This window comes from Psychrobacillus faecigallinarum, from assembly GCF_014836595.1.
Taxonomy (GTDB): domain Bacteria; phylum Bacillota; class Bacilli; order Bacillales_A; family Planococcaceae; genus Psychrobacillus; species Psychrobacillus faecigallinarum.
In genome coordinates this window covers 479,529-493,023 of the sequence record NZ_JACSQO010000001.1, presented here as the reverse complement: position 1 = coordinate 493,023, position 13,495 = coordinate 479,529, and the positions used below count along the sequence as shown (strand labels likewise).

11 protein-coding genes and 1 other annotated feature are annotated in these 13,495 nt (G+C 36.5%); of the genes, 8 read left to right on the top strand and 3 right to left on the bottom strand.

Going from position 1 to position 13,495, the window contains the following annotated elements:
- Positions 1-22: 22 nt before the first annotated feature.
- On the bottom strand, positions 23-715 hold the full coding sequence (locus tag H9650_RS02500) for a Crp/Fnr family transcriptional regulator (RefSeq protein ID WP_318245377.1): 693 nt from the start codon (positions 713-715) through the stop codon (positions 23-25).
- A 142-nt stretch (positions 716-857) separates the two neighbouring features.
- Here H9650_RS02500 and H9650_RS02495 point away from each other — a divergent pair, with 142 nt between their 5' ends.
- Entirely contained in the window at positions 858-2,984 is a 2,127-nt protein-coding gene (locus tag H9650_RS02495) for an ATP-dependent Clp protease ATP-binding subunit (RefSeq protein ID WP_151110800.1), read from the top strand.
- 54 nt (positions 2,985-3,038) lie between these two features.
- Here H9650_RS02495 and H9650_RS02490 read toward each other — a convergent pair whose 3' ends face one another.
- Positions 3,039-3,227, bottom strand: coding sequence for a DUF2929 family protein (locus H9650_RS02490; RefSeq protein ID WP_144537701.1), 189 nt, complete (start codon positions 3,225-3,227; stop codon positions 3,039-3,041).
- Positions 3,228-3,393: 166 nt separating this feature from the next.
- Here H9650_RS02490 and H9650_RS02485 point away from each other — a divergent pair, with 166 nt between their 5' ends.
- The 7 genes from H9650_RS02485 (at position 3,394) to H9650_RS02455 (ending at position 11,995) form a co-directional block, all read left to right on the top strand.
- On the top strand, positions 3,394-4,329 hold the full coding sequence (locus tag H9650_RS02485; RefSeq protein WP_151110798.1) for a beta-ketoacyl-ACP synthase III: 936 nt from the start codon (positions 3,394-3,396) through the stop codon (positions 4,327-4,329).
- A 26-nt stretch (positions 4,330-4,355) separates the two neighbouring features.
- Positions 4,356-5,594, top strand: a complete 1,239-nt coding sequence (gene fabF, locus H9650_RS02480) for a beta-ketoacyl-ACP synthase II (RefSeq protein ID WP_144537704.1) — start codon at positions 4,356-4,358, stop codon at positions 5,592-5,594.
- 607 nt (positions 5,595-6,201) lie between these two features.
- Positions 6,202-7,215 carry an ABC transporter ATP-binding protein gene (locus H9650_RS02475; RefSeq protein WP_144537705.1) on the top strand — a complete coding sequence of 338 codons (1,014 nt, stop codon included), beginning with the start codon at positions 6,202-6,204 and terminating at the stop codon, positions 7,213-7,215.
- A complete protein-coding gene (locus tag H9650_RS02470; RefSeq protein WP_144537707.1) occupies positions 7,212-8,159 on the top strand; it encodes an ATP-binding cassette domain-containing protein in 948 nt (315 codons plus the stop codon). Before H9650_RS02475 ends, H9650_RS02470 begins: the two co-directional genes overlap by 4 nt.
- Before the next feature lies 1 nt (position 8,160).
- The gene (opp4B, locus tag H9650_RS02465; protein WP_144537709.1) at positions 8,161-9,123 is read left to right on the top strand and encodes an oligopeptide ABC transporter permease; all 963 of its coding nucleotides are present in this window, start codon (positions 8,161-8,163) and stop codon (positions 9,121-9,123) included.
- Positions 9,124-9,153: 30 nt separating this feature from the next.
- Positions 9,154-10,056, top strand: a complete 903-nt coding sequence (locus tag H9650_RS02460) for an ABC transporter permease (protein ID WP_144537710.1) — start codon at positions 9,154-9,156, stop codon at positions 10,054-10,056.
- Between the two features lie 79 nt (positions 10,057-10,135).
- Positions 10,136-11,995: an oligopeptide ABC transporter substrate-binding protein gene (locus H9650_RS02455; RefSeq protein ID WP_144537712.1), complete on the top strand. Its 1,860-nt coding sequence runs from the start codon at positions 10,136-10,138 to the stop codon at positions 11,993-11,995.
- Between the two features lie 247 nt (positions 11,996-12,242).
- Here H9650_RS02455 and trpS read toward each other — a convergent pair whose 3' ends face one another.
- On the bottom strand, positions 12,243-13,229 hold the full coding sequence (trpS, locus tag H9650_RS02450; protein WP_144537714.1) for a tryptophan--tRNA ligase: 987 nt from the start codon (positions 13,227-13,229) through the stop codon (positions 12,243-12,245).
- 44 nt (positions 13,230-13,273) lie between these two features.
- Positions 13,274-13,486, bottom strand: a binding site (T-box leader).
- Between the last annotated feature and the right edge of the window lie 9 nt (positions 13,487-13,495).

Sequence of the window (13,495 nt, the reverse complement as noted above, 5' to 3'; positions counted from 1 at the left end):
AGAGCGAAAATCAAAAATAAAACTAATCTATTCGACAAACACATAGAGGACAGCTCTCGCATTGGTTTTCTCTTTTTAATAATTCTAAATCGTGAATGGTAATAACTCCTTTTTGAAAAGAAACAATACCCTCATTCTTCAAATCATTTAGCATACGATTGACTACTTCTCTACTCATAGCACATAGATTAGCTATTTCCTGATTAGTTAGCTGAAAATTTATTTTAATACTATCATCAGGGAGTTTTTCCCCATAAGTATTAGCCAGACGTATTAAAGTTGAAAATAGTGCTCCTTTTTTTCCATGAAGCATTAAATCTCGAAATCTTGTCTGATTTTTTAAGTATACGAGTTGTATATATTTTGTCCATTCTACCATTAGCTCTGTAGAACTCACGAGAAAACTTTCAAATTTATTCTTAGGAAGCATCAATAGCTGAGTGGTCTCTAATGTATGGGCAGAAAAACTATGATGCGCATTATCTGCAAAAACACCAGATTCACCTATACAGTTGTCTGGACCTACAATTCTCAGAGTCAGTAGTTTGCCGCCTTCTGTATCTTTATTTATAGCAATAGATCCGCTAATCACAAGATAAATCTCTTCTGCTAGCTCACCTTCAACATAAACGGAGCGATCTTTTTCCAATTTTATAATAGAGCCATATTGTTTAAATAATAAGCCTATATTCGGGGATACTAAACTATTATCCACCCCATCACCGCCTTTACTAATACCTTTAAATAATAGCATAATTTCATAAAAATTAAGCTAATTTCTTTACAAAATATGCTAATAAGCTATATAGTTATATTAGTCAATAAAGGTCAAACTTTTGTGAAACGGAGCTGTTAATATGCAAATGAACCAACAAGATCAAAAAAGTCCTTTAGAAACGTACGGTCGTAATTTAGTAAACGCTGTAAAGGACGGAAAGATGGATCCAGTGATCGGTAGAGATCAGGAAATAAGAAATGTAATACGAATTTTATCAAGAAAAACAAAAAATAATCCTGTTCTCATCGGCGAGCCAGGAGTGGGGAAAACAGCTATAGTCGAAGGACTTGCCCAACGTATTGTAAAAAAAGACGTTCCTGAAGGATTAAAGGATAAAGAGATTTTTGAATTGGATATGAGCTCATTAATTGCAGGTGCAAAATATCGTGGTGAATTTGAGGAACGCCTTCAAGCGGTTTTAAAACAGATTAAAGAAAGTGAAGGTAAAATTATTTTATTTATTGATGAAATTCACACTATTGTTGGAGCGGGCAAAACGGATGGAGCAATGGACGCGGGGAATATGCTGAAGCCTATGCTTGCTCGAGGGGAGCTTCATTGTATTGGAGCAACTACTTTAGATGAATATCGTATGTATATTGAAAAAGATCCAGCATTAGAGCGTCGTTTTCAGCAAGTATTAGTGAGAGAACCTTCTGTGGAGGATACTGTTTCCATTCTGCGTGGATTAAAGGAAAGATTTGAATTGCATCATGGTGTTCGCATTCATGACCGGGCAATCGTGGCGGCTTCACAGCTTTCAAACCGCTATATTACGGAGCGCTTTCTACCAGACAAAGCGATTGATTTAATAGATGAAGCTTGTGCAATGATTCGAACAGAAATAGATTCTATGCCTCAGGAGCTGGACGAAGTAACGAGAAGAATGATGCAACTCCAAATTGAAGAACAAGCTTTGATGAAGGAAAAGGATGCAGCAAGCAAAAAAAGATTAGAACAACTTCGTAATGAATTAGAGGAGTTAGAGAAATCTTCAGCTGATATGCGTCAAAAATGGGAAACAGAAAAGGAATCAATTCAAGTAGTCCAACAAAAGAGAGAAATGCTAGACCGTTACCGCCGAGAACTTGAGGAAGCTGAAAACAATTACGACTTAAATAAAGCTGCGGAGCTACGTCATGGAAAAATACCACCTTTAGAAAAAGAGTTGCAAGTTTATGAGGATGAAATAAATAGCGATTATGATTCACGCTTACTACGTGAAGAGGTGACCGCCGATGAAATAGCACATATTATTTCTAGGTGGACCGGGATACCTGTTACTAAGCTTGTTGAAGGAGAAAGAGAAAAACTACTTCGATTAAAAGAGACTTTAGGAGAACGTGTAGTTGGCCAGGAGCAAGCAGTTCAATTAGTGACAGAGGCTGTTTGGCGAGCACGAGCAGGCATAAAAGATCCTAACAAACCTATAGGCTCATTTCTATTTTTAGGACCGACAGGAGTAGGTAAAACAGAGCTAGCTAAATCTTTGGCAGCTAACCTGTTTGACTCTGAAGAGCATTTCATCCGAATAGACATGTCTGAATACATGGAAAAGCATAGCGTTTCCCGATTGGTTGGGGCACCTCCAGGATATATCGGATATGAGGAGGGCGGTCAGCTAACAGAGGCTGTTCGAAGAAACCCATACTCTGTTGTATTGTTGGACGAAATTGAGAAGGCTCATCCGGACGTAGCGAATATTTTATTGCAGCTAATGGATGACGGTCGAATTACGGATAGCCAAGGTCGCATTGTCAACTTTACAAATACTGTAGTGATTCTGACATCTAATATAGGCTCGCAATATTTATCTAACACAACTGGAGAAGTTTCAGAATCAGACGAGGAACTTGTCATGTCAGCACTTCGTGCACACTTCAAGCCAGAACTGTTAAATCGGATGGACGATATTATTATGTTCCATTCATTAACGACTCATCATTTTGAAATGATTGCAAAAAAGTATGTAAAACAATTGCAGGATCGTTTATTAGAACAGGAAGTTACTTTGAAAGTCGAGGAAAATGTCTATGCATGGATAGTTGAGGAAGGAACGGATGCAGCTTATGGTGCAAGACCATTAAGAAGATTTATACAACGACATCTTGAAACTGCTGTTGCGAAAATGCTAATTGGAGGAAATGTGGTTCCTGGTAGTAACATTGTGGCAGTAGTGGAAGATGGTCAGCTAGTAGTTAAATAAACAGTCACTATACTATATCCAATAAAAAAACTCCCTATCAAAAGGGAGTTTTTTTTAATGGTGTTCAGCAGCTACAGGCTCGTCCGGAATAACTTTAGTAATTAGGATAATTATGATGGCTGCTGGAATAGTCATATATAAACCATGATAAAAGTTAAAATCAACGCCATTAACAGAGCTTACTACATAATTTAACATGGTAACCAAGATAAATGACCAGATAACTGTCATAATATAATGCATAAAATTTTCACCTCAAAAATGAATTTATCTATAAGTATCATAACACATGGCGGTTCTATACAAAAGAATTATTCTTACAATCGAACAACTATGTTGAAAAATGTTCATATATTCGTTATTATTAATACCAGGTACTAATAATAGATTATAAGAAAAGAGGAATTCCATGAATGCAGGAATTATAGGGTTAGGAACTTATGCACCTGAGAAAGTCTTAACGAATCAAGATCTTGAAAAAAGAATGGATACTTCAGATGAATGGATCAAAACAATGACTGGTATAGAGGAGCGAAGAATAGCTGCTCCAGAAGAAGAAAGTTCACATATGGCTGTAAAGGCTGCTCAAGAAGCAATAGAGGATGCAGGGATTTCTCCAGAACAAATAGGGCTTATTTTGGTAGCGACAGTTACTCCAGATCGTCCTTTTCCTAGTGTAGCTACAATGATTCAGGAGCAATTAGGAGCAACGAATGCTGCTGCAATGGATATATCTGCAGCATGTGCAGGATTTATGTATGGGATAGTTACAGCCAAGCAATTTATAGAGTCCAAAACTTATTCTCATATTTTAGTAGTAGGAGTTGAGAAACTTTCTAAAATTACAAACTGGGAAGACCGCAACACTGCAGTACTTTTTGGAGACGGAGCTGGTGCTGTAGTAATTGGAGAGGTATCTGAAGGCAGAGGTATTTTATCATTTGAGCTTGGAGCGAATGGTAGTGGAGGTAAATATTTATTGCAGGATGGACCTTACATTACAATGAATGGTAGAGAGGTATTTAAATTCGCAGTACGACAAATGGGTGAGTCTGCACTTAATGTTATAGAGAAGGCTGGCCTTCAAAAGGGAGACATAGATTTGTTAATCCCACATCAAGCGAATATTCGTATTATGGAAGCATCGAGAGAAAGACTAGAATTACCAAAAGAGAAAATGGCTAAAACTATTCATAAATATGGTAATACTTCATCGTCCTCTATACCATTGGCTTTAAAAGAAGAAGTTAACAGTGGAAAAGTAAAAGATGATGATGTTATCGTGATGGTAGGTTTTGGTGGCGGTTTAACTTGGGGAGCAATAGCTCTAAAATGGGGAAAATAAACTAAAATTCGAGGGGACGAAAATATATGAAAAAACGCAGGGTTGTAGTAACAGGACTTGGAGCTGTTACACCGCTAGGTAATGATGTGGAAACTACTTGGGCTGGCATTAAAGCAGGTAAATCAGGGGTTGGAATGCTGACAAGACTTGACGCATCATTGTTTCCAGCAAAGGTTGCTGCAGAAGTAAAAGACTTTGATATAGAAAAGTACATTGAAAAGAAAGATGCACGTAAAATGGATCGCTTTACTCATTACGCTTTAGCTGCTTCGATTATGGCAGTGGAGGATGCGAATTTGACTATTACCGAGGAGCTCGGTCTACGAACAGGAGTATGGATTGGTTCAGGTATCGGTGGAATGGAGACATACGAAAATCAGTTCCGAGTATTTTTAGAAAAAGGAACTAGACGAGTTAGCCCGTTCTTTGTACCAATGATGATTCCAGATATGGCTGCTGGTCAGGTATCTATTCACTTTGGAGCGAAGGCTATTAACTCATGTACAGTAACAGCCTGTGCATCAGGTACTAACTCTATCGGTGATGCTTTTAAAGTAATCGAGCGAGGCGACGCGGATGTCATGATTACTGGGGGAGCAGAGTCCCCTATTACTCATATGTCGGTAGCTGGCTTCTGTTCTAATACTGCACTTTCTTTAAATACAGACCCTCAAACTGCATCTAAACCATTTGATGCTAATAGAGATGGATTTGTCATTGGCGAAGGTGCAGGAATAATAATACTCGAGGAGTATGAACATGCAGTAGCTCGTGGAGCAAAAATATATGCAGAAATTATTGGTTATGGATCTACTGGAGATGCGCATCATATAACTGCTCCAGCCCCAGAAGGAGAAGGAGCAGCTAGAGCAATGAAGCAAGCTTTAGATGACGCGGGAGTTTCTCCTGAACAAATTAATTATATTAATGCACATGGAACAAGCACACCTTACAATGATCAGTTTGAAACAATGGCAGTAAAAACAGTTTTTGGTGAACATGCATATAACTTGGCAATGAGTTCAACAAAGTCCATGACAGGTCACTTGTTAGGAGCTGCAGGAGGAGTAGAAGCTATTTTCAGCGTACTGGCTCTTCACGAAGGCATCTTGCCACCTACAACTAATCTAGAAACACCAGATCCTTTGTGTGATTTGGATTATGTACCAAACGTTGCAAGAAAAGAAGATATTGACTACGCATTGAGCAATTCCTTAGGGTTTGGCGGTCATAATGCTAGTATATTATTTAAAAAAATGAAATAAGTAAAGAAATGCATGTTACCTAATCAAGGGTTTCATAGTATAGACAAAAGGATTGGAAATCAATTGGATTTCCAATCCTTTTATTTTGGTTCGTTTTAATCTCTTGGATGGTCCACGCATTAAACGTATGCCGAAGACAAATTGAAAAAATGTTATCGTAATTCCTACAGTACCTTCCATTAAACAACATTATGCGATTGGATTGGAATTCTTGAAGATTCCTGCAGAAATATGTCGAAGACAATTTCCAATTTCTTCAGATGGTTTAATGTTTGAATCCTTGTTTATAAACAAGGATTTTTTTAGTTTAATGGAATAAATAGTAATAAATTGATGATAATGATTTAAAAATGATATTAATTTAAAAAATAAAAATACATATTTTCCAAAAATTATATATATTAAATCCTTATCACTTCTAAATTTTTAATAAAATCTATTTGTTTTTAATATACTAGATTAAATAATTATATAAAAAATATTATTGCACTCGTAATCATACTGTAATAGACTTTACAAATAAAGAATCAAATAAACAGAAAAGTTCAAAAAGTCAAATAAATGAAATGAGAAATAAAATAGTATTGATTGTGAAAGGAGAATTACTTTGAACAATTCAAAACAGCTATTAACCATTAACGATTTACATACAGGATTTAGAATCAAAGATACATATTATGATGCCGTTGATGGAGTTTCAATTTCTTTAAAGAAAAATGAAATCCTTGCGATAGTGGGGGAATCAGGTTGTGGTAAATCTACTTTAGCTACATCCATTGTTGGGCTACATGATCACAACAAAACTAGAGTTGAGGGAGAAATTATATATAACGGTGTCAACTTAGCCAAACTGAATGATGAAAAGTTTAATGCTGTACGAGGGGAAGAAATAGGGATGATCTTTCAAGATCCTTTATCAGCACTCAATCCTTTAATGAGGGTTGGCGAACAAATTGAAGAGAGTCTAGTCTACCACACGAAGCTAAGTAAAGCGCAAAGAAGTGCAAGAGTAATAGAATTACTAAATCAGGTGGGAATAACTAATCCTCAAAGAACAGTAAAACAATTTCCACACCAGCTTTCTGGAGGGATGAGACAAAGGGTAATCATAGCAATAGCAATTGCATGTAAACCTAAGGTAATCATAGCCGATGAGCCAACAACCGCTTTAGATGTGACAATTCAAGCGCAAATTCTCGATTTACTTATGGATCTTCAAAGGGAGACAGGGGCAGGAATAATTCTTATTACTCATGACTTAGGAGTTGTTGCAGAAGTTGCTGATAGAGTGGCCGTTATGTATGCGGGGCAAATAATCGAGGAAGCACCAGTAGCGGAACTATTTTCAAATCCCTTACATCCTTATACTCGTTCATTATTTAATTCAATTCCACAAATAAATAGTGAGACTGAAAAACTGGAAGTGATTAAAGGCATGGTACCTACTCTCATGAACCTTCCTAGAGAAGGATGTAGATTTTCAGGACGCATACCTTGGATCTCAGAAAATGCTCATGAAAAGCAACCAGCCCTTCATGAGGTTTCCCCAGGACACTTGGTAAGATGTACTTGTTGGCAACACTTCCATTTTGAAGGTGAAGAGGGAGGCTATGCTCAATGAGCTTTATGCAAATTAATGACCTTCATGTACATTATCCAATACGAGGAGGATTTTTCAACACAATTATAGATCGAGTACATGCTGTCGATGGGATAAATATGGAGATTGAAAAAGGAAAAACATATGGCCTTGTAGGAGAATCAGGGTGTGGAAAATCCACTACTGGTAAGTCGATAATAGGTCTTGAGAAAATAACTTCAGGAAGTATTATTTATGAGGGAAAAGATGTAACAAATAAACAACGAAATAAATCTTCTTCTTACAACCGTGATATTCAAATGATATTTCAAGATGTTCACTCTAGTTTGAATCCTCGAAAAAGAGTAAGGGATATTATTGCGGAACCAATTCGTAATTTCTTAAATCTAACTCCAGAAGAAGAGAATAGAAGGATCAATGAATTGCTGGCAATTGTAGGAATGAGTGAAGATGCAAAGCTTAAATATCCTCATGAATTCTCAGGAGGACAAAAGCAAAGAATAGGGATTGCTCGAGCAATCGCATGTGATCCAAAGCTAATTATTTGTGATGAGCCTGTTTCAGCTCTTGACCTATCCGTGCAGGCCCAAGTCTTAAATTTTTTAAAGGAAATTCAGCAAGAATATGGCTTAAGTTACCTTTTTATATCGCATGACCTTGGGGTTGTTAAACATATGTGTGACCATATTTCCATCATGTATAAAGGAAGATTTGTTGAATCAGGTACACGAAATGATATTTATACTAATCCACAGCATATATATACTAAACGCTTGTTGTCATCAATTCCTGATATCAATCCTATAGGAAGAGAAGATCGAAAAGTGCAAAGGATGCAGGTGGAATCTGATTATATGACCAATCATAAAATCTATTATGACGAAACTGGAAAAGTGTTTGATTTGATGAAGCTGTCTGATTCCCATTATGTAGCAATGAATGCTAATACGAAGGGAGGCAGTTAATATGTGGAAAACGATTGTTCGCCGAGTATTGATAATGATTCCACAACTAATTGCTTTAAGTTTATTAATTTTCATTATGGCGAAATTTATGCCAGGGGATCCTTTCACTGGAATGATTAGTCCTGAAACTGACCCTAACAGATTAGACGAGTTGAGAGAACTAGCAGGTTTAAATGACCCCTGGTATGAGCAATATGCCCGATGGATGGTTAATGCAGTCCAAGGAGATTTTGGCAAAAGTTATACTTACAAGGTTCAAGTTTCAGCTCTAATAGGTGAGAGAGCAATGAATACCTTTTGGTTATCTTTATTGAGCGTAGTGCTACTTTACCTTTTGGCAATACCGCTAGGAGTTTTAGCAGGACGTTTTCAAGACACTTTCTTAGATAAAACGATTGTCTTATATAGTTTTATTACTTATGCAATTCCTACATTTGTATTGTCTCTATTATTTTTGTTCTTTTTTGGTTATAAATTACATTGGTTTCCAACCATAGGAAGCGTGGATATTAAATATGATGCTGGAACATTTGGGTATCTATGGAGCAAAATCTATCATATGATGCTCCCTGCTCTCACTTATGCCATATTGGCAACTACTACTGTTATTCAGTTTTTACGTTCGGAAATTATTGATTCTAAATCGATGGATTATGTTAGAACCGCAAGAAGTAAAGGAATACCAATAAGAAAAGTGTACTCTAGGCATATTTTTAGAAACTCTTTATTACCAATTGCTGCATTTTTAGGATTCACGATTACGGGACTACTAGGAGGCTCTATCTTTATAGAGACTATTTTTGGATATCCAGGAATGGGACAGTTGTTTATTTCATCTATACTATCTCGTGATTATAGTGTAATTACTGCACTTGTTATGTTATATGGCTTCTTAACATTATTAGGTAGTCTACTGTCCGATATTATCATGAGTATTGTTGACCCAAGAATTAGGATAGAGTAGGAGATTACATGTTAAGGAGAGGTGAATAATATGGGAAAACAATTGAACGTAAAAAAAGAGGCAACCTTGAATGCTCCACCTACCGGATTTCAAGTTATATTAAGGGAATTTAAAAAAGATAAACTTGCAATGTTTTCTCTTATATCATTAGTCATCATTATAGTTGGTGTATTCATATGGGCATATACGATTGATAAGGAAGCTATTATGAGAGTAAGTTTAAGAGATAAATATGCACCACCAGGTGATAAGTTCTTTTTAGGGGCAGATCAAGGTGGGAAAGATATTTTGGGACAACTGATCATAGGAGCAAAAAACTCCATAGGAATTGCAATAGCTATTACATTGATAACGGGATTTGTAGGGATAGTAGTCGGCTTGGTTTGTGGATACTTTGGAGGATGGATAGATAATATCTTTATGAGAATTATAGATTTCTTTATCACTATACCATCTTTAATGTTAATAATTGTGTTTGTAACAATTGTACCAAAATATACAATGACAACGTTTGTAATAATAATGAGTATTTTCATGTGGACCTCCACAGCAAGACTCGTGAGGAGCAAGGCACTAACAGAAAGTAGAAGGGATTATGTAAATGCTTCGAAGACAATGGGTACGCCTGGAATTATCATAATATTCAAAGAAATTATGCCTAATATCAGTTCTATATTAATAGTTGAGTTGACTCTTAACTTTGCAGGTAACGTAGGAATCGAGACTGGGCTGAGTTATCTTGGGTTTGGTTTACCTCCAGCAACTCCTAGTTTGGGTACACTGGTTGCTTACGCAAATAACCCGCTCGTTTTACAGGAGAAATGGTGGGTATGGCTTCCAGCATCACTTTTCATCTTATTAATGATGTTAGGAATAAACTACGTTGGGCAAGCATTACGACGTTCGGCAGATGCAAGACAACGTCTGGGATAACACCATCAGATAACTAATAATTGGTATTAGACGTAACATGTTTAATATAGAAAAAAGAGACTAAAAAGGAGGAATATGAATGACTAAGAAGCTTTGGACATTATTAGTAGTATTGATAGCTTTTATGTTGGTCCTTGGAGCGTGTAATAATAAGGAAGAAACAACTCCAGCTCCAGCTGAAACTTCCGATTCTGGGAAAAAAGATGATGGAGAGAAGGATGAGAAAGAGGAAGCGGAGAAAGAGACAGCCACTGAAGAAAATGATTCTCCATTCCCAATTTCTATGGAAACAGAAGGAAACGCAATTTCTGGAGGTACCTTAAAAGTTGCGTTAGTTAAGGATAGCCCATTCCAAGGGGTATTCGCTTATTCGCTTTATGAAGATGCCTATGATGCAGAAATTTTACAATATGCATCTAATTCTATCTTTGAAATAGATGGAGACTTCTTGATTAGTGATAAAGGAATTGCTAGCCTAGAAGTAGATCAAGAAAACAAAAAAGCAACTATTAAAATCCGTGAGGGTATAAAATGGTCTGACGGAGAACCTCTTAAAGTGGAAGATTTAATTCAACCATATTTAATTATTGGTCATCCAGATTATACTGGTGTACGTTATGATGCAGATTTTCAAAATATAGTTGGCGCAATTGAGTATCATGATGGTAAAGCAGATACTATTTCCGGGTTAAAGAAAATTGATGAAACAACTTTAGAAATTTCACTAATTCAAGTCTCACCGGCAATATTTAGTGGAGGAGATGGACTGTGGACTTATGCAGAGCCAAGCCATATTGTTAAAGATTTACCAGTGGCTACTCTAATTGAATCTGATCCAGTTCGAAAAAATCCAGTCACACTTGGTGCGTTCGTGATAGAAAAAATTGTCCCTGGTGAATCAGTACAATTAGTAGCAAATGAAAATCACTGGAGAGGTAAACCAAAATTAGATGGCGTATTAGTAAAAGTAGTACCACCAACTTCTATTTCAGTTGCTATGCAATCTGGAGAGTATGATATCGCTTCAAATTTCAGTGCAGCAAAAATTGAAGAAATTAAAAACTTTGATAATCTTGAAATTTTAGGACGACAAGAATTGTATTACCAATACCTAGCGTTTAAAGTAGGTAAATGGGATTCTACAAAAGGGGAAGTAGTAACAGACATCGAAAACGCTAAAATGGGAGATCAAAAATTACGTCAAGCAATGGGATATGCTTTAGATGTAGAACAAGTTGCTGAAGTATATTATAATAACCTCCGTGAACGTGCGAACTCTATGTTACCGCCAGTATTTAAATCATTCTATGATAAATCTTTACAAGGTTACACTTATGATCCAGATAAAGCGAATGCATTATTAGATGAAGCTGGTTATAAAGATGTTAACAATGATGGTCTTCGCGAAGATCCAGAAGGTAAACCATTTGAAATTAAGTATGCTACAGCTGCTGGTGATGATATAGCGGAAGATATCACTCAATTCTTCTTGCAAAATTGGAAAGATGTTGGCTTAAATGTTAAGTTAACTACTGGACGCACAATTGAATTTAATGCATTCTATGACATGGTAGAAGCAGATGATCCTGAAATTGACATGTATACGGCAGCATTTGGAACAGGATCTGACCCATCACCATCGGGCTTATATTCAAAGAAAGCAAAGTTTAACTATAGTCGTTACACATCTGACTTCTTAGAGGATACATTAGCTAACATAAACTCACCAAAAGCTTTTGACTCAGCATATCGCGCTGAGCAATTTAGAGCATTCCAAGAGCATATGGAAGAAATGGCAGTTGTAATTCCACTAACTTACAGATTTGAGATCATTCCAGTTAACAAACGACTTAAAAACTATAATATTGATTACTCAGAAGGCACTTACTTACATGAACTTGAGCTAACTGCTGAAGAGCCAATTAAATCTGCTAAATAATATTGATAAAAAAACCGCTCCTAGACGAAAGTTTAGGAGCGGTTTTTCATATGTTTTAAGAAGGATGTGATACTAATGAGACTACTAATATTCTTAATAAGCTATGGAATAGCAATTATCAGCTGCTCCCACCTAGTGTTATATTTAAACTTTCTATCTTTAGGCTATTCTTGGAGTTCTGTTTTACTATATATGGTTAACTCTAAGGACTTTATAATCTTTTGTATATCAATATTGGGATTAACGATTAGCGTCTTCTACCGAGACCCATTGCGGCTTCCATCTTAGCAAGTGTATCATTTGCCAATTGGTTAGCCTTTTCTGCTCCGCGATCTAGAATGGAATCTAATTCTGATGAATTTAGTAATTCCTCATATCTTTGTTGAATAGGAGCAAAATGATTAATAATTGCTTCAGCAACAGATGCTTTAAAATCTCCGTAGCCTTTTCCTTCGTAGTTTGCAACGAGCGTAGGAATCGGTGTACCTGTTAAAGCTGATTCTATTGTTAATAAATTTGAAACTCCTGGTTTGTTTTCAGGGTCAAAGGCTACGATACCTTCTGAATCGGTGACAGAGCTTTTAATTTTCTTTTCTATTTGCTTTGGTGTATCTAAAATACGAATGGTTGCTTTTTGGTTGGGATCCGACTTGCTCATTTTCTTCATTGGATCTTGAAGTGATTTGATACGAGCGCCGTATTTAGGTAGCTGAATTTCGGGTATAGTTAAAACATTCCCATATCTTTTATTAAATCGTTCAGCCAAATCCCGAGTTAGTTCAATATGCTGCTTCTGGTCATCCCCAACAGGCACAATATTTGTTTGGTAAAGAAGAATGTCAGCCGCCATTAGCGGTGGGTAAGTTAATAGCCCAGCAGTAACTCCGTCTTTGCCATCCGATTTATCTTTAAATTGAGTCATTCTTTCTAATTCCCCAATATGAGAAATACATTGCATCATCCATCCTGCTTTTGCGTGAGCGGGAACTTCTGATTGTACAAACAGAATAGATTTTTCTGGATCAATTCCTACAGCTAGATATAAGGCTGCTAGGGAACGAATATGTTTTTGTAGCTCCTGTGGATCCTGTGCAACTGTAATCGCATGCTGGTCCACGATACAAAAAATACATTCATTCTCATTTTGTAAATCTATAAACTGTCTAAATGCACCAATATAATTCCCTAATGTAATTGTACCAGTTGGTTGTACGCCTGAAAAAAGTGTTTTCATTCAATTTTCCTCCTTAGAATATAAAAAAACATCATGCATCCCTAAAAAGGGACGAATGATGTAATATCCGTGGTACCACCCAGCTTGCTATAAAAATAGCCACTCTTCTTCATAACGTGAAGGAAACGGTATAAGCTACTTAAGATTCACTCATACTGCTCAGAAGCCCATTCCATTTAAGGTATGATCTGCTCACAGCACCCGCAGACTCTCTAAACATACGTTATAAATGTACTTTTCTTCCTCAAAGCTCTTTTATATAGTTT